Below are 23,727 nucleotides of genomic sequence, written 5' to 3'. Positions count from 1 at the left end.
CAAATAGCGATACGTGGTTTAGGCGGTAGATAATGTCTGCCGCCTCTGCCGCCCGGTCTATCCTCACAACGCTGCACGAAGTGATGGCGGCGCGCACCCATGCGCAGGCCAAGCTGAACCAGGTGGTAGAAGTGATCGGCGACGCGCTGGATAGCGAAGTCTGCTCGATTTACCTGCTTCGCGACGGAATGCTGGAACTGTTCGCCACACGCGGGCTGAACCAGGCGGCGGTGCACGTCACCCGGCTGGGGGTGGGCGAGGGGCTGACCGGCACCATCGCGCAGAATATTGAAACGCTGAACCTCGATCAGGCAGCGACCCATCCCGAATTCCAGTACCGCCCCGAAACGGGCGAGGAGAAATTCCATTCCTTCGCCGGCGTGCCCATCGTCCGGCGCGAGCGGGCGATCGGGGTGCTGACCGTCCAGCACGTCGAACCGCGCCGGTATGAAGAGGTCGAGATCGAGGCCTTGCAGACGGTCGCTATGGTATTGGCCGAACTCATCAACAATGCCGGGCTGGTCGATGGCGAGACCTTGGGCGGGTCGGCGGAAACGGTGTCGGGCCAGCTGATTTGCGAAGGGATGCAACTCGTCAACGGCCTCGCCATTGGCGAAGCGGTGTTCCACCAGCCGCGCGTGCATATCGAACAGACCGTGGCCGAGGATACCGAGGCCGAGCGCCAGCGGGTCTATCTCGCGTTTGACCGGATGCGCGAACAGATCGACGCGATGACCAGCCAGGCCGAATTCGGCATGGGCGGCGAACACGTGCAGGTGCTCGAAACCTACAAGATGTTCGCCTATGATGAAGGCTGGAGCCGCCGCATCAACGAAGCGATCGATTCCGGCCTCACAGCCGAAGCCGCCATCGAGCGGGTGCAGCAACGCACGCGGATGCGGATGCGCGAGATTTCCGATCCGCTGCTGCAAGACCGGATGCACGATCTGGAAGATCTGGCAAACCGGCTGATCCGCATCGTTTCAGGCCAATTGGGCACAGCGGCACAGAAGGGCCTGTCGAAAGACACGATCCTTGTCGCCAAGAATCTCGGCCCGGCGGAACTGCTCGAATATGACAAGCGCCGCTTGAAAGGCGTGGTGCTGGAAGAAGGCTCGCTCACCGCGCACGTTGTGATCGTGGCGCGGGCGATGGGCATTCCGGTGGTCGGCCGCTTGCGCAATCTGCGCGGGCAGGTGCGCGAAGGCGATACCGTGCTGGTCGATGGCGACAAGGCCGCGGTCACGCTGCGCCCCGGGCAAGGCGTGCTGACCGCGTTCGAGGCGCGCTTCGCCCAGAGCCGCGAGAAGAAGGCCGCTTACGCCAAGCTGCGCGATGTCGAACCCTTCACCCGCGACGGGGAACGGATCGAGGTGATGATGAATGCCGGCCTGCGCGACGATGTCGGGATGCTGGCGATGACGGGGGCCGACGGTATCGGACTTTACCGCACCGAATTCCAGTTCCTCGTTTCCGCGACCCTGCCGCAGCGCGAGCGGCAGGAACGGCTCTACCGCGACGTGCTGGAAGGCGCGAAGGGCAAGAAGGTGATTTTCCGCACGGTCGATATCGGCGGTGACAAGTCGCTGCCATATCTTTCCAACAGCACCGCGCAGGAAGACGAGAACCCGGCGATGGGCTGGCGCGCGCTGCGCCTTGCGCTGGAACGCGAAGGGCTGATGAAAACGCAGGCGCGCGCGCTGCTTGATGGCGCGGCGGGGCGCGAATTGAACGTGATGTTCCCGATGGTGTCCGAACCGTGGGAATTCGATGCCGCCAAGGCGGTGTTTGAAACGCAGCGGGAATGGCTGAAGGCCCGCAAGCACCAATTGCCCACCGCGATCAATTATGGCGTGATGCTGGAAGTGCCTTCGCTGGCGGAAACGCTCGACCTGCTGCTGCCGCGCCTCTCCTTCGTTTCCATCGGCACCAATGATCTGACGCAGTTCCTGTTCGCCGCCGACCGCGCCAATCCGGCGCTGGCGGAACGGTATGACTGGCTCAGCCCGTCGATACTGCGCTTTCTCGACCGGGTGGTGAAGACTTGCGCCGGAACGCCTGTACACCTCGGCGTGTGCGGGGAAATGGGCGGGCGGCGGCTGGAGGCGCTGGCGCTGATCGGGCTCGGCATCCGTCGCCTCTCGATCACGCCCGCCGCTGTGGGGCCGATCAAGGAACTGGTGCGCAAGGTCGATACCAAGGAAATCGGCCAAGCGATGCGCGGCTGGCTGCTCAACCCGCCGGAAAATATGCGGCACACCTTGCAGGAATGGGCGCGCGAAAAAGGTATCGAGTTCGATTAGGGCGCTTTGCGAAAATGGCCGAAATGCGCTCTAATATGTAACATTGCGCACAATCGCTTGACTCTCGCCCGCCATCACCGTTTTGCTATTAACCAAGGGTTCGCACCGCCGAGCCAGCATTCCCCCACGCTGGAGCGCATATGTCTGAAGAGACGCCGTTGGATATTGATACTGCCGTTGACGCCGTGCCGCAGGGCATTGGCGCGCAATTGCGTGCGGCGCGCGAGGCCAAGGGGCTGACGCGCGAACAAATCGCCGCTGAAACGCGCATCTCCTCGCGCCATATCGAGCATATCGAGGACGGCAATTTCGCCGAATTGCCGGGCCGCACCTATGCCGTGGGCTTTTCGCGCACGATGGCCAAAGCCGTGGGGCTCGACCAGAACGAAGTAGTCGCCGCAGTACGCGCCGAGCTCGATGCAGACGGCATCGGAGTGAGCCGGACGGCGGCGGGCACCACGTTCGAACCGGGCGATCCCTCGCGCGCGCCGGGTAGCAATCTCGTCTGGTTCTCGGCGTTTGCGGTTTTGCTGCTGCTGGTGGGGCTGTTCTTTGCCGCACGGGTGCTGTTCTCGCCCGCTGCCGAATTGCCCTCGCTGCTTGCGGATGATGACGAAGCGGCGGTGGTGGCGGATGGCGCGCAAGCGCAGGGTGATGCGCAAGCTGCTGCCCCCGATGCGAGCGGCGCGGTCGTGGTTACCGCTGAAGGCGAGGCGTGGGTGCGCTTCTCCGCCGCGCAGGGACGCGTGCTCTCCGAACAGATTTTGCAGGAAGGCGAAAGCTACACCATCCCCGCAGATGCCGAGGCGCCGACGATCACCACCGCGCGCCCCGATCTGCTCGCGATCACAATTGGCGGGCAAAGCGTGCCCAAGCTGTCCGAGGTGATGCTGACGCTGGAGGCCGAGCCGATTTCGGCCGAGGCGCTGCTGGCGCGTGACGCTGCACCAAGCGAGGCTGCGCCTGCCACGAACTGACCGGAATTTGCGGGGAATACGCGCGATTGCCTGTTTCCCGCCGTGGTTAATCCTCTATCTTGCTTGACTGTGGCAGCGTGGCTGCCGGTAGCAATTTGGCCCGATATGGAGGATCTTCGGCGATGACACGGATGAGCGCGCTTGGCGCACCAAAGGCCATTGCAGGCGTGCTGGGCGCAGGCCTGATGCTGGTAGCGATGCCTGCGGCGGCGCAGGCCGATCCCCGCATCGACCGGATCGAACGCCAGATCAGCGCGCTGCAACGCGCGGTGTTTCCCGGCGGAGACGAGCGGTTTTTCGAGCCCGAAATCACGCCCGAAACGCGCCCCACCGGAACCGGCACGGGAACGGGCACGGGCGTGTCCTCCTCCGCCATCACCGATGTGCTGGCGCGGCTCGACGCCATCGAATCGCAGCTCGCCCGGCTGACCGCGGCGACCGAGGTCAACCAGAACGCGCTGGCGAGGATGGAGGAACGGGTGATCCGGCTGGAAGCGGGGCAGGCGACTGCGGCCACGGCTACTCCGGCTCCGCTGCCGAGCCTTGCAGGCGCTACGCCCGCACCCACTCCGGCAACGCGCCCGACGGGTGTCATTCCAGTGCCCACCCCGACGCCGACCGCGACCCCTGCAACCACCACGCCCCGACCTTCGGCTGAGCGGGTGGCGGCGGTGCAGGCCATCGTCAAACCCGCCACCGGCGATGCGGGCGATGATGAATACACCTATGGCTTCCGCCTGTGGGAAGCGGGCTTCTATCCCGAGGCGCAGCAGCAACTCGCGCGCTTCCTCGATTTGCATCCCGGCCACCGTCAGGTGTCGCGCGGGCGCAATCTGCTTGGCCGCGCATTCCTCGATGACGGACAGCCGAGCGCGGCGGCCTCCTACTTCTTCGAGAATTACCAGAGCGATCCGGGCGGCGAGCGGGCGGGTGACAGCCTGCTCTATCTCACCGAAGCGATGATCGCGATCAACGACACCAACCGCGCCTGCATCGCGCTCGCCGAATTTGGCGAAACCTATCCGGCTCTGGCGATCGGACGCCTGCAATCGATGTATGACACGCTGCGTGGCCGCGTCACCTGCAATTGATCCGGCGCTCGTAGCGCGCTTCGCTGCCGCGCTGGAGCGGCTGAATCCGGGCGGCGGGAAGCTGGGCCTCGCGGTGAGCGGCGGGCCGGATTCGATGGCGATGCTGCTGCTGGCGCAGGAAGCGATCCCCGGCAGGTTCGAAGTCGCCACGGTTGATCACGGCCTGCGCCCCGAAGCGAAAGACGAATGCGCGCTGGTGGTGGCGGCGTGCGAGGCGCGCGGGGTGCCGTGCGAAGTGCTGACCGTGCAGGTGGGCGAAGGGAATGTGCAAGCGATGGCGCGCGAGGCGCGGTATGCGGCGCTGGGGGAGTGGGCATTACGCCGTGGACTTCCCGCTTATGCCACTGCTCACCACGCCGACGATCAGGCCGAAACCTTTATGATGCGGCTGATGCGGGGCGCTGGCGTGACGGGCCTCGCCGGCATTCGGGAGCGGCTGGTTCCGGTGGACGCCAACGGCCCGGCGCTGATCCGCCCGCTGCTCGATTTCACGCGCGAAGAGCTGTTCGGCGTGGCGCGTGGGGCTGCTCAGCTCTTTGCTGACGACCCGTCAAACGCCAATGAGGATTTCGAGCGCGTGCGGATGCGCAAGGCGCTCTCCAACGCTGACTGGCTGGACGCGCAGATGATCGCGCGCGCGGCCCGTCATCTCGCCGAGGCGGATGATGCGCTGTGGTGGGCAAGCGATATCGCTTGGGCGAACAATGCCAGCATCGAGGAAGATGGCACCATTCGCGTCGCCCCGCTCGGCCCGCGCGTGATCCGGCTAAACTTGCTGGGCCAGGCCATTTTCGAGCTGGGTGGAAAGAGCGAAGGCGGTGGTCTTGTGCGGTTGCTCGACCGGTTGGAGCGCGGCGAGAATGGCAATCTGGGCGGGGTTTTAGCCACCGTCGAAGGCGAAGACTGGGTCTTCCGCCCCGAACCGCCTAGGCGGACGGGTTAGGAAAGCTGCCCAAAACCCGAATGTCCTGAGCTTGTCGGAGGACTGCTTTTTTTGCTGGCCCAAGGCTCAAACGCACAGGAAGGGCAGCCCTTCGACAGGCTCAGGGCGAGCGGATTTGGTGTAATCTAGTTCACCGAATAATCCAGCGAACCACCAACGCCCGTCCGCACGCCGTCCGTAATGATCACCACATCGCCCAGCTCGGCAATGTCGAACAGGCGGGAGACGAATTCGTCGGGCACGCCGATGCAGCCGTGGCTGGCATAGCCCAATTCGACTTCGCTGCCGCCGTGTATGGCGATTCCGTCCCAGGTCAGCCGCAGCGTCCACGGCATCGGCGCATTGTTGTATTTTTCCGAAACATTGTGCCGTTCCTTGGTCAGGATCGGGAACACGCCGGTGGGCGTCGGGTGCGCTTCGGTGCCGAGAAGCGCGGCGGCCGCGCCGATTTCGTACCCGCCGCGAAACACGCTGATGACGCGCGCCTGCAAATCCACCGTCATCACCAGCGGGCCATCGGGCACGCCTTCATCGTCCCAATACCATTCGCCATAACGGATCGGCCCGTCGATGGGCAGCACGCGGCGGATAACGAAGGGATCGTTCTCATCGAAGGAGACCGCGCGGTGGTTTTCCGCTGCCGCTTCATAGGCAGCGCGTTCCTCGGCAGAGACGGGATCGTTGCCGTAATAGGCGTCGTCCGCGTGTTCGGACTGGTCGGCGACGGTTGCGCCTGCGGGCGCGGCTTCCTCGGTCGTCAGCAATGCCGCCTGCGAAGGGGCTGCTGCGAAGGGATTGCCGAAAAACGTCACCCCGCCGATCAGCGCGACCATGCCGAGCGCGAATGCGATAAACCATTTGGTGCCGGTAGCCATGCGCGGACATATATCGCGCAATCCTTGCCAATCCCACAATGCAATCGGTGCGCGTCCCAAGGCGAGACGGCTGGGCGGCGCAAAGTAACCGAAGGCTATCTTTGCGCCAGCATATCGTAGTGCCGCCGGATGCCGAGTTTGGTGAACGAACCGAAGCCTGCTGCGGCCAGCTTGTCGCGCATGGCTGCCGCGTCCGACCACCGCTCGTCAGCTTCGTAGAACACCGCTTCGATCCGGTCGGCATGGGCGGACTGCAGCAATTGCGCGATCACCGTTTCCTCGTGCCCCTCGACATCGATTTTGACGATGATCGGCAGATCGGGCGGCAACACCGCATCGAGCGCGGCGACCGTCACTGTGCGGATGGTGAGGCGGCTGTCCAGCGTGTCCCGCCGCTGCGCGGTCAGCGAGGCGACGCCGCTGTGTCCGGGTTGATAGCCGATGGTGAGCTCGCCCTCGTTGTCAGACAGCGCGGCCATAAGCGGGGTGGCGCGGCCGTTCGCGCCGTTCAAAGCAAGGTTTTCGGACAGCAGCGCGTGGGTCGCGGGCACCGGTTCGAAGGCGATGATTGCCTCGCAAGCGGGATTGGTTGCCGCGATGGCGGAGAACAGGCCCTGGTTGGCGCCGATATCGACGAAGACGAACGGGGTATCCTGCGCTTCCAACACGCGCGACAGATGCGTGCCATAGGTGCCGTAAAGGCAGTAGCGGAAGGTCTTGTCGCCGTAATTCGCCGCCAGCTTCACGCCATAGACGCTGGTGCGCGCGCGACTTTTCAGCAAGCCGCGCTGCGCCAGCGCGTGCATCGCCACGCCTTGTGCCTTCGCCCGCACAACGCGCAGGTTCCGCAGCACTGCGAATTCCCAATAATGTCCCAGTGTCCGCAAACCCGATGTCCCTGCCGCGCCGCGTCCCATTCGGCCCGAATTGGGCGGAGCCGTTAGCAGCAATTATCCGTGCGCGCCAAATATATTGGCAATCGCGGTGGTGATCCGCAGCGACAGGCGGTGCGCGCGCTCGATCGGGTCGATAAAGTCGCGGTTGATCGCTTCATAACCTTCATCCGCGCCATCGGGCCAGTCGGTCGGTTCGGCAAGGTCGAAGCGGTCGATGCGCGGGAAGCTGGTGGGATAGGCCCGCCGCAGCTGGGCCAGCGCCTCGTCCACGCGCAAGGTGAAGATCATCTCCAGCACGTCCTCGCGGCTCACATCATTGGCGCGGCTGAACACCGGCACGCTGACCGCGCGGATAAACATCGCCTGCATCAGCGTGAGGCGCAGCGCCTGAAGCACGCCGATCATCCGCCGCTTGTCCTCGCGCCCTTCGAGCGGCGCCTCGTTGGGGACGAGCGCCAGCAGCCGGTGCAGCTTCATCGCATCGACGCGCAGACGGCTGGCTAGGCGGCGGAAGGTGCCGATACGGTCATCCTTCACCAGATATTCGGAAAGCGCCTCGCAAGCGTCGGACAGGTGCTGTTCGGTGCCGCGATAGGGGCGGCTGGCCCAATAGGCGGAATTGAACAGCTCGCCATAGGCGGCAACCGTCTTCACGCTGGCCAGCGCATTGGCGGCGCGCACCAGCCGGATCAGTTCACGCCCGCGCGGGCTTTCATTAAGCAGCGCGGCGATTTCCTCGTAATTGCCGTCCGCCGCATGACCGATCCCGGCGATGACATTCACCGGATAGCCGAGTTGCTGGAGGATGGCATTGTGCGGAATGGCGCGGATTTGCCTTAGGGACATCTCGCGGTCGGCGGACAAGTCGCTCTGGCGGCGGCTGACGCGGCTGCCGGTGGCGTTCAGCAGGCCGAGCCCGAAGGCGGTGATCGCGCGGCTATAGGTGCGGCTTTCCAGATGCTCGCGCTGGTGATCCTTGATCGCGCGGTAGAAATCGAGGGAGAGATCGGTGCGGCGGTAGAAGGTATCGACCGGCGCATCCACATCGGTCTCGCTCGGGCGCAGGCAGGCGATCCGGGTGAGCGTGGCGCGGGCGAGTTCAGGCGTGGCGAACCACAGATAGCCATCGCCGCCCTGAAAGCTGACTTCGGGCTCCAGTGTGATCCCTGCACGGGCAAAGCGGCGCTTGGCCCAAGGTGAGAGCGCCCAGTCGAGGCGGTCAGCCATCTTGGTCGGATGCGCGCCGCGACCCATGCTTTCGCCATGCGTGTTGAAAATGAGCGCGGCGACATCAGTGAGGCCGTTATCGTCCATTGCTTGGGCGAGGCGGCCTTGCAGGCGTTCGATAGCAAGGCTGGCGGGCACTTGGCCGACGAAACGGCCCGCATCGGAAAAGCCCGTCTGGATCGCCACCCGGCCGCGCTTGCGGGCGTAATCCTGATAGACCTCTTCGGCGAGCAGCTCGTCCAGAAAGCGCCCGCCATGTTCCAGCGCGCTTTCGGTTTCGAACAGGGGCGAGACATCGACCTTGTCCTCGATCCCGAACAGCTTGGCGAAATAGAGCGCGGCGAGCACGGTGGCGGGTTCCTCGCATTCGGCAATCAGCATCCTGATCGGCGCATCGGCGTCAATATGCTGGAGGATTTGCGCCATGGCGAGGAACTGGCGGATGGCCGAGCTGGCCTCGATTGCCAGCGCGCCGAAATTGCTTTTGCGCGGCTTCACTTCGGCAATCGCGCGCCGCAAATGGCTGACCGCGCCCTTGCTGCCGAGATCGAGATTGCCTTCGGGGTCAATCCGGCGGCGGATGGCGTTGTGCATCTGCTTCGCGTTCACGCGGAAGTGGATCCAGCCCATGCCGAGCCCGTCCGCGCGCATCGCGGCAGCGAGCGTCTTGAGATCGACCGCGCGGCTTTTGTCGGCGCTGCTGGCGGCTTCTACCTCCAGCGCCTCGATATAGCGGGCGAGCGAGAGCAGCTTGCGCGGATCGCTCGCGGTCAGCCGGTTGGCGGCGACCGAAAGCGCGGCGGGATCGGAGAGATCGGCGGCAAAATCGCGCGCACGCTCTTCGGCATAAATCGCCGCCGGGCGCAATTCGCCGAGCAAAGGATGCTCTGCATCAATCGCTGCCAGCTCCGCCACATAGCTGGCGAGATGCTGCGCCTTTTCCGCCAGACGGAAGCCGATGGAGTTCGACCACGTAATGTCCGTGCGGCCATCCATGTCGTAACCGACCCAGCTGGCGAAGCGGAACGGCAGGGGATTGGCTTCGTGCCAGCGGTCAGGCCAGGTCGCCTGCGCATGGGCGAGCACCTGCCGCACGATGGCGTTGCGCGCATCCTGCGCATGGCCAATCGCCCGCATCGCGCATTCGTGCTCGTATTGCAGCGTCACTTGCGGGCGTGCGCTGTTGACTACGGCAGGATCGACGCGCCCGCCCGATGAGGCGGCGGCCGCTACCGCTTCGGACTGGTCGGGTGTGAGCAGGAAAGTCGGGTGCGCGGTGAAGACGGCGTGCAGGCACGGCCTCGCCCAGCGCGCGGCAAAGGCGTCAAAATCGGTGTCGGTCAGATCTGCGGCCAGCGCGCCCGCATTGCCTGCCGCATCGAGCGGGGCGACCATCGCCGCCAGCCGGTCGGCGCGCGCTTGCAAGGCGTCGACTTCCAGCTCGGCAATCGCCGCCTCGATATCGTCAAGCGACAGATCGCCGCCTTCGAGTTGGCGGCTCATATCATGCGCCAGCTGGAACACCGGATTGAATTGCGGCGTTTCCTCGGTGCGGATGTGCAGCTCTTGCAGGCGGGCCGTCAGCGCGGCGACGCTGGTCATTGGCCCGTATGCCCTTGACCCAGGCCGCTCGCCTCACGCGCCAGCGCCACGATCTCCTCGGGCGAGGCACCGGCGGGCGCGACCCAGCTGCCGCCCACGCACAGCACTTGCTTCATGGCGAGCCATTCGGGTGCGTTCGCCGCCGAAATGCCGCCGGTGGGGCAGAACTTCGCGGTGTGGAACGGGCCGCACAGCGCTTTGAGCGCGGGGATTCCGCCCGCCGCCATCGCGGGGAAGAATTTGAAATGCTGGAGGCCCAATTCCATGCCGCGCATGATGTCGCCCGAATTGGCGATACCGGGAAGCAGCGGAACACCCGCCTTGAGCGCCGCTTCGCCGAGCTTGGTGGTGAGGCCGGGGGAGACGATAAATTCGCTGCCCGCGTCCAGCGCCTGTTGCAGCGTTTCCACCCCTGTCACCGTGCCCGCGCCGACAATGGCGCCGGGAACGAGGTTCATGCGCTTGATCGCATCGAGGGCGCAATCGGTGCGCAGCGTGACTTCCAGCACTTTCAGCCCGCCTTCGACCAGCGCCTCTGCCGTTTCGCGGGCCTTGCCGATATCGTCCACCACCAGCACTGGCACGACCGGTCCCATCTTCATGATCCGTTCGATTTCGCCGGTTTTGTAGGGGAGGGTGTCGCTCATGCTCAGGCTCCGTGATTCTGGAAATAGGCTGCCGCTGCGCCAAACAGGCCGGGCTGGGGATGGGTGATAAGTTTGACCGGGATCGCGGCCATCAGGCCTTCGAAGCGGCCCTTGGCGCGGAAGCGTTCGGCAAAGCCCGAATGCGGCAAATGCTCGCGTAGCCGGTAGCCGAGGCCGCCCGCCACCACCACGCCGCCAAAGCCGCCTTGCGCCAGCGCGATATCGCCCGCCACTGCGCCCAGCGAAAGGCAGAAGCGGTCCATCGCGGCGGCAGCGAGGCTGTCCGATCCGTCCATCGCCGCCGTCCAGATGGCGATATCGGTCTGTTCGGCAATCGCCCGGCCTTCCAGCGCGGCGAGCGTCGCGTGGATATCGACAATCGCGGGGCCGGACACGACCCGCTCCACCGACACGCGGGTATGCCGTTTGCGCAAGCGGGCAAGGATCGCGTCCTCCACCGAATCGAGCGGGGCAAAGTCGATATGTCCGCCCTCGGTGGCGGAGACGCGGTAGGAACCGTCCGGCTCGCGGTAGAGATGCGCGACGCCAAGACCGGTGCCCGGGCCGAGCACCGACAAGCGACCGGTGGGCGCGAGCGGCTGGTCAGGCCCAGCGAGATGCAGGAACTGCTCTTCCGGCGCGCGCGCAACGGCATGGGCCACCGCTTCGAAATCATTGACGATCGTGTAGCTGTCGCAGCCCAGCTTCTCAGGGATCAGCGCGGGGCGGATGATCCACGGATTGTTGGTGAAGCGGATAACCTCGCCGCCGACCGGCCCGGCAATCGCCATGGCGACGCGCGGCGGCAAGGTGCCGCCCTTGCGCTCTGCGTAGTCCTCCCACGCGGTCTGGAAACTGGCGTGATCGACGGTGTGGATGGTGATCGGATCATCCAGCGTGATCCGGCCCGCATCATCGCGGGTCGCGATGGAAAACCGGGCATGGGTGCCGCCGATATCGACTGCGACGATCTGGGTCATACATTGCTCCTTCGGGCAATCATGCGGAGTTGGGGCAAGGCGGAGACACTCACCGACCTATCGCGCCGCAGGCACTTGGCAAATATGACGCTCGCAGAGGCGCGGAGGCGCAGAGGGGTCGCGCGACATCTCCGCGCCTTTGCGCCTCTGCGAGCGTATTTGAATGCATTGCGCCTTCGGCGGGGATTGCCGTCTCCGCGTCTCCTCGTCTTCGCGTTATCCAGAACCATCACAGCCCCGCGCTCGCCAGCATTGCGCTGCCGCCCTTTTCGGCTTCGTCCGCCAGCATCCGGAACATCGTGAACAGCTCGCGACCGGTGCCTATGGCGGGGACGGGATCGGGCACGGGGGTGCGCGTGGACAGATGGGCGCTGGTGGAAAGTTCGCCCGTTTCGGCGCAGACCTTCACCACATCGCCATCCTGCAACAGGCTGAGCGGGCCGCCACCCAGTGCTTCGGGCGAGCAGTGGATTGCGGCGGGCACTTTGCCGCTCGCGCCCGACATCCGCCCGTCGGTGACCAGCGCGACGCGGTAGCCGCGATCCTGCAACACGGCGAGCGGCGGGGTGAGGCTGTGGAGTTCGGGCATTCCGTTCGCCTTGGGCCCTTGGAACCGCACGATCACCACAACATCCCGATCAAGTTCGCCCGCCTTGAACGCGGCGACCACATCATGCTGCGTCTGGAACACGCGGCACGGCGCTTCTACCGTCCAGCGATCACGCGCCACGGCGGAGGATTTAAAACAGGCGCGCCCCAGATTGCCGGTCACCAGCTTCATCCCGCCATCGGGCTGGAACGGATCACTGGCAGGCTTGAGCATCGTCTCGTCACCCGAAGGCCCGACATCGCGCCACACCAGCGTCTCGCCATCAAGGCCCGGCTCCTGCGCATATTCGCCCATGCCGCGCTGTTGGCCCACGCCCAGCACGTCGCCATGCGCCAGCCCCGCGCCCACCAGTTCGCGGATGACATAGCCCATGCCGCCCGCCGCGTGGAAGTGGTTGGTGTCGCCCGACCCGTTGGGATAGACCCGCGCGAGCAAAGGCACCGCGCTGGAAAGCTCGGACAAATCCGTCCAATCGACCTGCACTCCTGCCGCGCGGGCGAAGGCGGGAATGTGGATCGCGTGATTGGTGCTGCCGCCGGTCGCCAGCAGGCCGACCATCGCGTTCACAATCGCCTTTTCATCGACGCAGTGGCCAAGCGGGCGGTAATCATTCCCGTCCTGCGTCATCTGCGTGACGCGGTGGACGGCGGCGCGGTCCAAGGCCTGGCGCAGCTGCGTGCCCGGCTGGATGAACGCCGCGCCGGGAATGTGCAGCCCCATCATTTCCATCATCATCTGGTTGGAATTGGCGGTGCCGAAGAAGGTGCAGGTGCCCGGCGAATGGTAGGAGCCAAGCTCGCTTTCGAGCAATTCGGCGCGCGTCGCCTTGCCCTCGGCGTAAAGCTGGCGGGTTTTCTGCTTGTCGCTGTTCGAAATGCCGCTGGGCATCGGGCCGCTGGGCACGAACACGCCCGGCAAATGGCCGAACCGCAAAGCGCCGATCAGCAGGCCGGGCACGATCTTGTCGCAAATGCCGAGCAGCAGCATCCCGTCATACATTGCATGCGAAAGCGCCACGCCCGTCGCCATGGCAATCGCATCGCGGCTGAAGAGCGACAATTCCATCCCCGTCTCGCCCTGCGTCACCCCGTCGCACATGGCGGGCGTGCCGCCTGCAACTTGCGCGGTGGCGCCGACTTCGCGGGCGTAGATTTTCAGCCGTTCGGGATAGCGACCATAGGGTTGATGCGCGCTCAGCATATCGTTGTAGCTGGTGACGATGCCGATATTCGGCCCGGCATTGCGCTTCAACGCCTCCTGATCCTCCAGCGCGCCCGCAAAGGCGTGGGCAAGGTTGGAACAGCTGACCTGGCTGCGATCAGGCCGGTTATCCGCCTCGCGCTGGATCAGGTCGAGATAGGCCTGACGGCTCGCTTTCGACTTGGCGATGATCCGCTCGGTAACGCGGGCGATAGTGGGGTGGAGCTGGGTCATGCGGCTGCTGCCATTGCGGTTGAATTGACACGGAGACGCGGGGACGTGGAGCGGGCAAACCGCGCCGAAGGCGCGACCATTTTATCGCGCAGAGGACGCAGAGGGCGCAGAGGAGAGCGAGAAGCACAGTATCTCTGTGTCCTCTGCGCTCTCTGCGCGACATTCCATAGTGCCTGCGGCGCGGACAATACTTCTCCGCCTCTCCGCATCACCGCGTGATCCCGATACTCAATCATGCCAGCTTACTCCGTCGCGTTCTGCCAGTGCGATGGCCTTGCTCGGCCCCCAGCTGCCGGCGGCGTAGGTTTTGGGGATACGGCCTTCTTCTGCCCAGGTGGCGCGGATGGAATCGATCCAGCGCCATTGCGCCTCCACCTCGTCGCGCCGCACAAACAGCGTCTGGCGGCCTTCGATCAGATCGAGCAGCAGCCGCTCGTAAGCGATCCGCTTGAACTTGCCGGTGAAGGCGTCGGGCATTTTGATGTCGAGCGGCATCTGCCGCAGCACCATTCCGTCCTGCTCGATGCCCGGCACCTTGGCCATCATCGACAGGGTGATATTTTCTTCCGGCTGGATGCCGATCACCATGCGGTTCTGCTTCAGCTTTGCGCCGGGGAAGATCGAGTGCGGCACGCTGCGGAATTGCACGACAATCTCGGTCACCCGCTCGGGCATTCGTTTGCCGGTGCGCAGATAGAAAGGCACGCCCTGCCAGCGCCAATTGTCGATATGCGCCTTGAGCGCGACAAAGGTCTCGACGTCGCTTTCGCGGCCCAGCTCCTCATCATAGCCCGCCACCGACTGGCCTTCGACCGCGCCCTTGCGATACTGGCCGGTGACGCTTTCTTCCGGACCGACCTTGCGCAGCGCGCGCAGCACTTTCACCTTTTCGTCGCGCACGCAATTGGCATCGAAGCTGCTCGGCGGTTCCATCGCCAGCAGCGCGAGCAATTGCAGCATATGGTTCTGCACCATATCGCGCAAAGCGCCCGCGCTTTCGTAAAAGTCCGCGCGGCCTTCCAGCCCCACCGTCTCGCCTACGGTGATCTGCACGTGTTCGATATGCTGCGCGTTCCACAGCGGCTCGAAAAAGGCATTGGCAAAGCGCAGCGCGATGAGGTTCTGCACCGTCTCCTTGCCTAGATAATGGTCGATGCGGAAAATATGGTCTTCGGGAAACGCGCCCGCCACCGCATCATTGATCGCGCAGGAGGTTTGCAGATCGGTGCCCAGCGGCTTTTCGAGGCAGATGCGCGAATTGTTGTCCGCCAGCCCGTGCGCGGCAAGGCCTGCAATGGTCGGCTTGAACAGGCTCGGCGCGGTGGAGAGGAAAATCGCGATTTCGCGCTCGCTCCCCGCCTTTTTCGCCAGCTCCTCATACCCTTCGGGCGTGGTTACATCGAGCGGGCTGTAATACAGGCGGTTGAGGAAGCGCGCCATCGAACCGCGCCGGTGATCGGGCAGATATTTCTCGATCGCGGCGCGGGCGAAATTGCGGAAGGAACCATCATCCAGTTCCGAGCGCGCGGTGCCGACAATCCGCAGATCATCGGACAACAGCCCCTCGGCATCGAGCGCGCAGAGCGAGGGCAGCAGCATACGCTGCGACAGATCGCCGGTCGCGCCGAACAGGATGAGTGTTTCAGCCTTGGTTTCCATGGACGCGGTCAAACTCCCTAATGCATCGCGCAAATTTCTGCGCATCCCTTACCAGCAAAGCAACATAAATGCGCAGCGCATAGGAATGCCCGCGCAGTGTTGCCAATGCCTGCGCGAACTCAGCCGCTTTCCGCCACGCTGACGTGGCAGGAATCAAAGCGGCAGAGGCCGAAAGTCGTCAGGAAACTGACATCGCCCGCATCCCGCCCGATACCGATAATCGCGGTGCGCGCGGGGTCGGCCATGCCGGTGGCGTCCACGATATGCCACGCGCCATTGCCGGGCGCCGCGGGATCGTCCAGAAACACTTCGGCCAGCGCGTGGAAATCGGGCGGTGCGACGCCGGGCGCATAGCAGCTGACATAGCGCGCGGGGATGGTGGAGGCGCGGGCAAAGGCGATCAGCACATGGGCATAATCGCGGCACACCCCACGCCGCAGGGCAAAGCTGTCCACCGCCGTGGTGGCGGCATCGGAGGCGGCGGGATCATAGGTGAAATTGGCGGCAATCCAGTCCCGCATCGCGGCCACTTTCGCGCCGCCCGAATGCTGGCCGAAATGCTCGGCGACGAAGTTCTGCAACTTGTCCGCCTGGCAATAGCGGGAATCGAACAGATATTCGACCACCTCGCCCGGCAGATCATGCGGATCGCGCGCGGCGAGCGCGGCAATATCCGCCGCTTCGCGCTGCACCTCTACGGTGGCCGAGTAATCGACGCGGAAATCCCCCTCCGCCCGCACCCAGAGCCGCTCGCCAATGGCATCCTGCGCGGGCACGGTTGCGAGATGCAGCGTTTTGGTGAGCATCGTCTCGCTCGCGACAATCCGCTGCTCGGGCAAATCCGCCACCTGGAATTGCAACAGGCAATCGGTCGCCCGTTCAAGATGGAAGGCAAAGCTGCTGGTAATGGCGATGGGCATGGTGGAGGCGATAGCAGGCTGGCGGCGCTCACTCCACCACCGTCATTGGGGGCGCTCGCAATGACGGTGATCCGAACTTGCAAAGCCACAGCGCCCCGCTAGTCTCGCCGGCAAACAGGAGAGGACATCCCTATGCCATTCATCAAGCCCGCGCTCGCGGCATCGGCGGCTGTGATTGCGCTCTGCGCCAGTCCGGCGGCCGCGCAGGAGCAGCCCATCGCCTTTACCGGCGCGACCATCCATACGATGGGCACCGATAGCGGCCTCGGGACGATTCAAGGCGGCACGCTGGTGATCCAGAACGGGCGCATTGTCGCGGTCGGCGGGGCGGAGACGGCGATCCCCGCAGGCGCGGATGTGCGCGATGCCACCGGCATGGTCGTCATGCCCGGCATTGTCGACACCCACTCGCACATCGGCGAGGTTTCGGGTGCGGACTCCTCCGCCGCGATCCAGCCCGATGTGCGCGCCTTGGACGCGATCAATGTGCGCGACAGCTCGATTGCGCGGGCGCGCTCGGGCGGGGTGACCACCGCCAATGTCATGCCGGGATCGGGCCACCTGATGGGCGGGCAGACCTTCTATATGCACTTGCGCGACGGCTACAATATCCGCGATCTCGCCTTTCTGGACGATGATGGCGACATGATGGGCGGGATGAAGATGGCCAATGGCACCAATCCCATCCGCGAGAACCCCGCCTTCCCCAGCACCCGCGCGCGCAGCGCGGCGATGGTGCGCAGCCACTTTGTCGAGGCGCAGGAATACTGTGCGGGCGAACGCTCCCCCCGCGACATCGGGATGGAGGCGATGTGCGAAATCCTCTCGGGCGAGCGGCTCGTCCATTTCCACTCGCACCGCACCGACGACATTATGACCGCGATCCGCCTGCGCGATGAATTCGGCTTCCGGATGCTGCTTCAGCACGGGATCGAAAGCGGACAAGTGGCGCGCGAAATCGCTGCTGCGGGCGTCCCCGTCTCGGCGATTCTGGTCGATAGCCCCGGCGGCAAGCTGGAAGCGGCCAATGCCGACATCACCACCGCCGCGCAGCTGGAGGCGGCGGGCGTGTTCATCTCGCTGCATTCGGACGACAATGTGATCGATAGCCGCCTGATGTTCCGCCACGCCGGTATCGCGGTGCGCGGAGGGATGAGCCACGACGGAGCCTTGCGCGCGCTCACCATCAACGGCGCGGTGCAATTGGGGCTGGAAGACCGCGTCGGCAGCCTTGAACCCGGAAAATATGCCGATTTCCTGATCCTGACCGGCGATCCCTTGAGCGTTTACACCGATATCGAGGAGACCTGGGTGCTGGGCGAATTGCTGTTCGACCGCGACAATCCCGATCACCTTGTCCACGCCACAGGCGGCTTTGGCGCGGGCAATCCGCAGATGAACACCCATGTCCTCGAAGGCGAGGCACGTATGCAGGAGGCCGCACGATGAGCATTCTGAAAGCAACCCTCGCCGCTGGCCTCGCGCTCGCCGCCTTCACCGGCACCGCCGCCGCGCAGGATGTTGCGGTGCGCGGGCAGCAGGTGTGGACGATGGGGCCGCAAGGCGTCATCACCGATGGCGTCGTCGTGATCGAGGACGGGCGCATCACCGCTGTCGGCCCGGCGGCCAGTACGCCCATTCCGCAAGGCATGGAAGTGCTGACCGCGCCCGTCGTCACGCCAGGACTGGTGGACGCGCATTCGACCGTCGGCCTCACCGGCTATCTCAACCAGTCCGAAGATCAGGACCAGCTGGACGACAGCGCGCCCGTGCAGCCGCATCTGCGCGCGATTGACGCCTACAACCCGCATGACCGGCTGGTGACCTGGCTGCGCGAGCTCGGCATTACCACCGTCCACACCGGCCACGGCCCCGGCGCGCTGGTGAGCGGGCAGACCATGGTGGTGAAGACACGCGGCAACACGGTAGAGGCGGCGCTGGTCGAAGACGGCACGATGATCGCCGCCAATCTCGGCGCATGGGCGCTCGACCGCGAGGGCTCGCCCGGCACGCGCGGGCGGCAGATGGCGATGATCCGGCAGGCGCTGATCGGCGCGCAGGCGAGCATGGATGATGATGATACGGACGAGGGGGGGAGCCGCGATCTCGTCAACGAGGCGTTTGTCGAAGTCCTCCGCGGCGAGACCCCGCTGCTCATCACCGCCAACCGGATGCAGGACATGCAAAGCGCGCTGCGGCTGGCCGAGGAATTCGGCATCACCGTGATCCTCGACGGCGCGGCAGACGCGCATATGATGCTAGACGAGCTGCGCGCATGGGGCGGACAGATCATCCTCCACCCAACCATGGCGCGCAATGAAGGCGAGCTGCAAAACGCCGCCTTCACCACCGCCGCCGTGCTGGCAGAGGCAGGCATCCCCTTCGCGCTGCAATCGGGATACGAGGCCTATGTGCCCAAAGTGCGCGTGGTGTTGTGGGAAGCAGGCTTCGCGGTCGCCAACGACCTCGCCCCCGAAGCCGCGCTTGCCAGCATCACCATAGACGCCGCCCGCATCATCGGGATGGAGGAGCGCATCGGCTCGCTGGAAATCGGCAAAGACGGCGACGTGGCACTGTTTGACGGCGATCCGTTTGAATATACGAGCCACACGATTGGCGTTGTGATCGAGGGTGAGGTTGTGAGCCGGGAGGTTAGGTAGGTGCGTTTTACTGACTTGCCAGAATTGCTTTTTTCATAAAGACTTGTCACTCCGCAGTCGGGGGATGACATGAATTCGCTAGAGGAAATTGGTGGTACCGGTGAGGTGGCTCGTCTCTTCCCTGTCTTGGCGGAGACATCGAAAGAGGGAAGGACACTCTCAATCCTTCTCGCTAGCCTCATTGGCGTCCCCGAGTTCGCTAATTCGATGCTCAAGCCGATTGGACGGGCAGTCGGAAAACGGACTGTCGTTGAGGCCTATACCGAGGTCTGCTTCGCAAAAAGCCAAGAGGGGAAATGCCGGCCGGACGGTTTGATCGTGGTCCGCACGGGGCACAAGATTTGGCGTGCACTAGTAGAAGCGAAAGTTGGAAACTCGAATCTTACGTCAGAGCAGGTGTCCAGCTATTTGAGATTGGCTAAAGAGACGGGCATTGATGCTGTCATCACTATTTCGAACGAGTATACATCAGGGCCAGATCATCACCCGCTTTCTATCGACAAGAGACTGACCAAGAAGGTCGATCTGTTCCACTTTTCTTGGTTTGATTTCCTCACCGCTTTGAACCTTCTTAGCGAGGGCGAAGACGTCGACGATCCTGAGAAGCAATTCCTCCTCAATGAGCTAGAACGCTTCTTGATCCATCCAAGTGCCGGTCTACAGCGCTTCACCAGCATGAGCGATGCTTGGGGGAAGGTTCTCGATCGGTTGCGAAGTGGTCTAGCGCTTTCCAAAACATCGTCGGAAGTCTGCGACGTCGTTACTAATTGGCATTCTGAGCTCAACGATTTGTGTCTACTCTTGACTCGGAAGACTGGCTCGATCGTTGAGGTCAAGCTCCCGAATAAGCTTAAGGGAAATGCGGACTTTCGTTTGCAGGCAGATTGTAATGCTCTTGCTCAGACAAACGTACTCAGAGCTCAGCTTCAGGTGCCTGACGCGGCTGCCACACTTGATCTCGAAGCAGATGTGTCTTCGCGCACAATCAGAGTCGAGTCGATTGTCAACGCTCCAAAGGACCGGGTTAGACAGTCATCACGGCTCAACTGGCTTCTGCGCCAATTCGAGGGAGATTTAGATCAGCGTTTGCGTCTCCAATCCCACTGGCCGGGCAAAGCTCCCGTGATTGAAACCAGCTTGCAAGAGGCTGCAAGCGAACCATCAGCGCATTCCCACCCTGACAGTTCGATGCTTCCTCACAAGTTCGCAGTAGCCATGCGAATGGAAGACGGAAGGAAATTTGCGGGACGGAAAACCTTCATCTCTGAGCTTGAGGAAGTGGTACTCGCTTTTTATGAGCACGGCCTAAGTCATTTGCAGGCTTGGCAGCCACCAGCTCCAACACTTAGGAGGGCGGTAGAGGAAGCTGAGGAAACTGAAGAGGACTAAACTCTTCCCTACAGCCCGACGCCCTGCCTAGCTTCGCTTCGCCCAACTTCACCCGTCGGGCAGGCTCTTTCTCCGCGTCGATCCCCAACCGCCGCGCTGCGAAAGTTTTGCGGTGTTTCACACGGACGAAATTCGTGAAATTCCGCGCCCTTGTTCAGGCTGGCACGGCTTAGGCTGAACGAATTAGGCGGCAGGCACACCAAACAGATCGTGCGCGTCGGCGTCCTCGATCTCGACATCGATGATGTCGCCAGCCGCCAGCGTCGCGGGCACGTTGCGCAGGAACACCGCGCCGTCGATCTCCGGGGCGTCGGCCTGGCTGCGGCCCGTCGCGCCGATGTCGCCATCCTCGTCTGGCTCGCCCACCTCGTCGATGATGACGGGCAGCGTGCGGCCCACCTTCGCGGCGAGCTTGGCAGCGCTGATCCGCTCGGTCACTTCCATCAGCCTTGCGTATCGTTCCTCCTTCACCGCTTCGGGCACCGGATCGGGCAGGGCATTGGCCGCCGCGCCCTCGACCGGCTCGAAGCGGAAGGCGCCCACGCGGTCGAGCCGGGCTTCCTCCAGCCAGTCGAGCAGGTACCGGAAGTCCTCCTCGGTCTCGCCCGGAAAGCCGACCACGAAGCTGGAGCGGATGGTGAGATCGGGCGCAATGGCGCGCCAGCTCTTGATGCGTTCGAGCACCTTCGCCTCATTGGCGGGGCGGCGCATGGCTTTGAGCACTTTGGGCGCGGCGTGCTGGAACGGGATGTCGAGATAGGGGGTGAGCAGCCCTTCGCCCATCAGCGGGATCACCGCATCGACATGGGGGTAGGGGTAGACATAGTGGAGGCGCACCCACGGCGGCGAGCCTTCGGGCGTGCGCAGCTGGCCGAGTTCGCGGGCGAGGTCGGTCATATGGGCGCGGACGGGGTGGCCCTTCCACTCGCGTTCCTCGTGGCGGGTGTCGACGCCATAGGCGGAGGTATCCTGGCTGATGACGAGCAGTTCGCGGGTGCCCGCCGCGACCAGCTTCTCCGCCTCGCGCAGCACCGCGTCGATCCGGCGGCTGGCGAGCTTCCCACGCAATTGCGGGATGATGCAGAAGGCGCAGGAGTGGTTACACCCCTCGCTGATCTTGAGGTAGGAGTAGTGGCGCGGAGTGAGCTTGATATCGGGCTGGGGGATCAGGTCGATGAACGGCCCTTGGGTCGGCGGAGCGGCTTCGTGCACCGCCTCGACCACGTCCTCATACTGGTGCGCGCCGGTGATGGCGAGGACTTGCGGGAAGCGGGCGCGGATCAGCTCCGCCTCTTCGCCGAGGCAACCGGTGACGATGACGCGGCCATTCTCGTTGATGGCCTCGCCAATGGCTTCGAGGCTCTCCTCCTTGGCGGAGTCGAGGAAGCCGCAGGTGTTGACCAGCACCACGTCGGCCCCGGCATAGTCGGCGGACATGGCATAGCCATCGGCGCGCAGGCGGGTGAGGATGCGTTCGGAATCGACCAGCGCCTTGGGGCAGCCGAGCGACACCATGCCGACGCGCTTCTGGTCAGGAATGAGGGTAGCCATAATGCCGCGCGCCTTACACCGCGCGGGGGCGAGCCGCTAGGCTCTTTCGGGCACAGCGTTTTCGCCGTTGGTTGCGGCGGGGTCGGACGGGAGGATTTCGACCACGATGTCGCCCGCTTGCAGGCAGTCGGCCTCGTGCTCCCAAAAACCGCAGGCGCCGCCATTGCGGTAAATGCGCAGCCCCCGCCCGCCCGATGCGAGCTCGGACAAGGGCTTGCCGATTTCCTCGGGCATGACCTCGCGCTCCACCAGCTGGACGCGGCCGGTCACCGATGCAAGGTCGGACATGTAGTCGGCGATATGCGCCCCGCGCGCGCTGCCCGCCAACAGCAGGCCGGTGAAGCGCACGGGGTTGATGACATTGTCCGCTCCCGCCTGCCGCGCCAGCAGCTCGTTATCGGCGGCGCGTACCACCACGCTAATCGGCACGTTGGGGGCAAGATGCCGGACGGTGAGCACGATGAGGATCGAGCTGTCGTCCCGTCCCGCGCTCACCAGCACGGCCTGCGCTTCGGCAATGCGGACGGCTTGCAGGTTCTCGTCACGGGTGGCGTCGGCCTGGATGACATTGCACCCCATCGCCTCGGCCAGCGCGAGCCGGTCTTCGCCGGGGTCCATCACCACGATGGTGGCGGGATCGGTGCCGCGCTCGATCAGCTCGCCCACCGCTTCCGCGCCGGAGACGCCGAAACCGAGCACCACGATGTGATCCGAGAGCTTTTCCTGAATCCGGGCCATGCGCCATTTCTCCCAACTGCGTTTGAGCACAAAACTGTAAGCCGCGCCCACGAAAATGAAGATCACCGCGACGCGCACCGGCGTCACGACAATCGCCTCGATCATCCGCGAACGGTCGCTCACCGGGGCGATATCGCCAAAGCCGGTGGTGGTGACCGAGATCATGGTGAAATAGATGACATCGGTAAAGCTGACATGGCCGTCGGCATTGTCGACCAGTCCCGCCCGGTCCCACCAGTGGATCATGATGACGGCAAAGATCAGGAACAGCGCGAGCCCCAATCGCAGGCCGAGATCGCCCCAAACGGGGATCTTGACCGCGCGCCGCAGCGGGGCCGGGCTCAAATCGGCATTGCCGCGCTTCCTGGTGGCCCTCAGCCGCATCGCTTCCTCAGCTCCCGTCCCCTTCGGCAAACTGCGCTGCCAGCGTGTCGATCGCCGCATAATGCGTCAGATCGAGTTGCAGCGGGGTCACCGCGATATAGCCGTCCTCGACCGCTTCCAGGTCGGTGCCGTGATCCAGCGTGTGTTCGGCATCTTGCAGGCCGAACCAGAAATAGGGCCGCCCGCGCGGGTCGGTCGCTTCGACCAGCGAGCCGCGCGAATAATCATGGAAGCCCTGCCGCACCACGCGGATGCCGCGCACTTTGTCGGCAGGGAGGGCGGGGAAGTTCACATTGACGAGCGTGCGCTTCGCCATGGTGAGTTTGACCAGCGCGGCAAGCACTTTCGCGCCCCAGCCTTCGGTGGCCGAAAAGCTCGGCCCGTTGTCGCGGAAGGCCTGGCTCAGCGCGATGGCCGGAACCCCCGCCAGCGCCGCTTCCATCGCTGCCGATGCAGTGCCCGAATAGGTGATGTCGTCGCCCAGGTTCTCGCCTGCATTGACGCCGGAGATGACGAGATCGGGCATGCCCTCGGGAAACAGCTTGCGCAGCGCAAGGTTCACGCTGTCGGTCGGCGTACCGGTGACCGAGAAGCGCCGCCCGCCATGCTCGCGCAGCCTTACCGGCGCGTGCAGGGTGAGCGAGTGCCCCGCGCCCGATTGCTCTTCGGCAGGGGCGCAAACGGTGACATCATCCGACAGCGTGCGCGCCAGCTTCTCCAGCACGGCAAGGCCGGGGGCGTGGATGCCGTCATCATTGGTGAGGAGGATTTTCAGTGCTTTTTCCATAGTCCGACTGGGCTGAGCTTGTCGAAGCCCTGCTTTTCACTTTTGCACCAAGCC

Annotated in this window: 18 protein-coding genes; 7 read left to right on the top strand and 11 right to left on the bottom strand. The window is 64.3% G+C overall.

The annotated features are described in order from the left end of the window. Positions 1 to 32: 32 nt before the first annotated feature. The 4 genes from ptsP to tilS all read left to right on the top strand — a co-directional run bounded on the left by ptsP (position 33) and on the right by tilS (position 5,314). Positions 33 to 2,303: a phosphoenolpyruvate--protein phosphotransferase gene (gene ptsP / locus GC121_RS01745; protein ID WP_151972472.1), complete on the top strand. Its 2,271-nt coding sequence runs from the start codon at positions 33 to 35 to the stop codon at positions 2,301 to 2,303. A 140-nt stretch (positions 2,304 to 2,443) separates the two neighbouring features. Then, entirely contained in the window at positions 2,444 to 3,280 is an 837-nt protein-coding gene (locus GC121_RS01740; RefSeq protein WP_151972471.1) for a helix-turn-helix domain-containing protein, read from the top strand. A gap of 122 nt (positions 3,281 to 3,402) precedes the next feature. Continuing rightward, the gene (locus GC121_RS01735; protein WP_234421061.1) at positions 3,403 to 4,371 is read left to right on the top strand and encodes a tol-pal system YbgF family protein; all 969 of its coding nucleotides are present in this window, start codon (positions 3,403 to 3,405) and stop codon (positions 4,369 to 4,371) included. After that, positions 4,337 to 5,314 carry a tRNA lysidine(34) synthetase TilS gene (tilS, locus tag GC121_RS01730; protein ID WP_151972470.1) on the top strand — a complete coding sequence of 326 codons (978 nt, stop codon included), beginning with the start codon at positions 4,337 to 4,339 and terminating at the stop codon, positions 5,312 to 5,314. Before GC121_RS01735 ends, tilS begins: the two co-directional genes overlap by 35 nt. Positions 5,315 to 5,439: 125 nt before the next feature. On the opposite strand, the gene GC121_RS01725 is transcribed toward tilS, so the two are convergent. From GC121_RS01725 to GC121_RS01690, 8 genes are all read right to left on the bottom strand, one after another. Further along, on the bottom strand, positions 5,440 to 6,189 hold the full coding sequence (locus GC121_RS01725; protein ID WP_234421060.1) for a L,D-transpeptidase family protein: 750 nt from the start codon (positions 6,187 to 6,189) through the stop codon (positions 5,440 to 5,442). A gap of 95 nt (positions 6,190 to 6,284) precedes the next feature. Further along, a complete protein-coding gene (locus GC121_RS01720) occupies positions 6,285 to 7,076 on the bottom strand; it encodes an FkbM family methyltransferase (protein ID WP_199857703.1) in 792 nt (263 codons plus the stop codon). Between the two features lie 63 nt (positions 7,077 to 7,139). After that, positions 7,140 to 9,914 carry a phosphoenolpyruvate carboxylase gene (locus GC121_RS01715; RefSeq protein WP_151972468.1) on the bottom strand — a complete coding sequence of 925 codons (2,775 nt, stop codon included), beginning with the start codon at positions 9,912 to 9,914 and terminating at the stop codon, positions 7,140 to 7,142. Next, positions 9,911 to 10,561: a bifunctional 4-hydroxy-2-oxoglutarate aldolase/2-dehydro-3-deoxy-phosphogluconate aldolase gene (eda, locus tag GC121_RS01710; protein ID WP_151972467.1), complete on the bottom strand. Its 651-nt coding sequence runs from the start codon at positions 10,559 to 10,561 to the stop codon at positions 9,911 to 9,913. Before eda ends, GC121_RS01715 begins: the two co-directional genes overlap by 4 nt. Before the next feature lie 2 nt (positions 10,562 to 10,563). Beyond that, entirely contained in the window at positions 10,564 to 11,541 is a 978-nt protein-coding gene (glk, locus tag GC121_RS01705) for a glucokinase (RefSeq protein ID WP_151972466.1), read from the bottom strand. 229 nt (positions 11,542 to 11,770) lie between these two features. Continuing rightward, the gene (gene edd, locus GC121_RS01700; RefSeq protein WP_151972465.1) at positions 11,771 to 13,585 is read right to left on the bottom strand and encodes a phosphogluconate dehydratase; all 1,815 of its coding nucleotides are present in this window, start codon (positions 13,583 to 13,585) and stop codon (positions 11,771 to 11,773) included. A gap of 228 nt (positions 13,586 to 13,813) precedes the next feature. Further along, positions 13,814 to 15,244: a glucose-6-phosphate dehydrogenase gene (gene zwf / locus GC121_RS01695; protein WP_151972464.1), complete on the bottom strand. Its 1,431-nt coding sequence runs from the start codon at positions 15,242 to 15,244 to the stop codon at positions 13,814 to 13,816. A 119-nt stretch (positions 15,245 to 15,363) separates the two neighbouring features. After that, complete coding sequence (locus GC121_RS01690; protein WP_151972463.1) at positions 15,364 to 16,164, bottom strand: transglutaminase family protein; 801 nt, start codon at positions 16,162 to 16,164, stop codon at positions 15,364 to 15,366. 132 nt (positions 16,165 to 16,296) lie between these two features. Here GC121_RS01690 and GC121_RS01685 point away from each other — a divergent pair, with 132 nt between their 5' ends. From GC121_RS01685 to GC121_RS01675, 3 genes are all read left to right on the top strand, one after another. Then, positions 16,297 to 17,613 carry an amidohydrolase family protein gene (locus GC121_RS01685; protein WP_151972462.1) on the top strand — a complete coding sequence of 439 codons (1,317 nt, stop codon included), beginning with the start codon at positions 16,297 to 16,299 and terminating at the stop codon, positions 17,611 to 17,613. Next, positions 17,610 to 18,824: an amidohydrolase family protein gene (locus GC121_RS01680; RefSeq protein WP_151972461.1), complete on the top strand. Its 1,215-nt coding sequence runs from the start codon at positions 17,610 to 17,612 to the stop codon at positions 18,822 to 18,824. The genes GC121_RS01685 and GC121_RS01680 overlap by 4 nt, the downstream gene beginning before the upstream one ends. A 69-nt stretch (positions 18,825 to 18,893) precedes the next feature. Then, positions 18,894 to 20,213, top strand: a complete 1,320-nt coding sequence (locus GC121_RS01675) for a hypothetical protein (RefSeq protein ID WP_151972460.1) — start codon at positions 18,894 to 18,896, stop codon at positions 20,211 to 20,213. A 183-nt stretch (positions 20,214 to 20,396) separates the two neighbouring features. Here GC121_RS01675 and rimO read toward each other — a convergent pair whose 3' ends face one another. The 3 genes from rimO to surE are packed head-to-tail and all read right to left on the bottom strand — an operon-like array spanning position 20,397 to position 23,661. Next, positions 20,397 to 21,764: a 30S ribosomal protein S12 methylthiotransferase RimO gene (gene rimO / locus GC121_RS01670; RefSeq protein ID WP_151972459.1), complete on the bottom strand. Its 1,368-nt coding sequence runs from the start codon at positions 21,762 to 21,764 to the stop codon at positions 20,397 to 20,399. A 36-nt stretch (positions 21,765 to 21,800) separates the two neighbouring features. Further along, positions 21,801 to 22,886, bottom strand: a complete 1,086-nt coding sequence (locus GC121_RS01665; protein WP_151972458.1) for a TrkA family potassium uptake protein — start codon at positions 22,884 to 22,886, stop codon at positions 21,801 to 21,803. Between the two features lie 7 nt (positions 22,887 to 22,893). Then, the gene (gene surE / locus GC121_RS01660) at positions 22,894 to 23,661 is read right to left on the bottom strand and encodes a 5'/3'-nucleotidase SurE (RefSeq protein WP_151975535.1); all 768 of its coding nucleotides are present in this window, start codon (positions 23,659 to 23,661) and stop codon (positions 22,894 to 22,896) included. Positions 23,662 to 23,727 lie beyond the last annotated feature (66 nt).

Origin of the sequence: Erythrobacter sp. EC-HK427, assembly GCF_902498745.1 — a bacterium.
Classification (GTDB): Bacteria; Pseudomonadota; Alphaproteobacteria; order Sphingomonadales; family Sphingomonadaceae; genus Alteraurantiacibacter.
The sequence above is the reverse complement of the archived record's forward strand: the minus strand, read 5'-3'. Positions and strand labels throughout refer to the sequence as shown.

Coding starts and splice junctions, on each gene's coding strand:
- ptsP (WP_151972472.1), top strand. CDS start 33: ATGTCTGCCGCCTCTGCCGCCCGGTCTATCCTCACAACGCTGCACGAA.
- GC121_RS01740 (WP_151972471.1), top strand. CDS start 2,444: ATGTCTGAAGAGACGCCGTTGGATATTGATACTGCCGTTGACGCCGTG.
- GC121_RS01735 (WP_234421061.1), top strand. CDS start 3,403: ATGACACGGATGAGCGCGCTTGGCGCACCAAAGGCCATTGCAGGCGTG.
- tilS (WP_151972470.1), top strand. CDS start 4,337: ATGACACGCTGCGTGGCCGCGTCACCTGCAATTGATCCGGCGCTCGTA.
- GC121_RS01725 (WP_234421060.1), bottom strand. CDS start 6,189: ATGGCTACCGGCACCAAATGGTTTATCGCATTCGCGCTCGGCATGGTC.
- GC121_RS01715 (WP_151972468.1), bottom strand. CDS start 9,914: ATGACCAGCGTCGCCGCGCTGACGGCCCGCCTGCAAGAGCTGCACATC.
- eda (WP_151972467.1), bottom strand. CDS start 10,561: ATGAGCGACACCCTCCCCTACAAAACCGGCGAAATCGAACGGATCATG.
- glk (WP_151972466.1), bottom strand. CDS start 11,541: ATGACCCAGATCGTCGCAGTCGATATCGGCGGCACCCATGCCCGGTTT.
- edd (WP_151972465.1), bottom strand. CDS start 13,585: ATGACCCAGCTCCACCCCACTATCGCCCGCGTTACCGAGCGGATCATC.
- zwf (WP_151972464.1), bottom strand. CDS start 15,244: ATGGAAACCAAGGCTGAAACACTCATCCTGTTCGGCGCGACCGGCGAT.
- GC121_RS01690 (WP_151972463.1), bottom strand. CDS start 16,164: ATGCCCATCGCCATTACCAGCAGCTTTGCCTTCCATCTTGAACGGGCG.
- GC121_RS01685 (WP_151972462.1), top strand. CDS start 16,297: ATGCCATTCATCAAGCCCGCGCTCGCGGCATCGGCGGCTGTGATTGCG.
- GC121_RS01680 (WP_151972461.1), top strand. CDS start 17,610: ATGAGCATTCTGAAAGCAACCCTCGCCGCTGGCCTCGCGCTCGCCGCC.
- GC121_RS01675 (WP_151972460.1), top strand. CDS start 18,894: ATGAATTCGCTAGAGGAAATTGGTGGTACCGGTGAGGTGGCTCGTCTC.
- rimO (WP_151972459.1), bottom strand. CDS start 21,764: ATGGCTACCCTCATTCCTGACCAGAAGCGCGTCGGCATGGTGTCGCTC.
- GC121_RS01665 (WP_151972458.1), bottom strand. CDS start 22,886: ATGCGGCTGAGGGCCACCAGGAAGCGCGGCAATGCCGATTTGAGCCCG.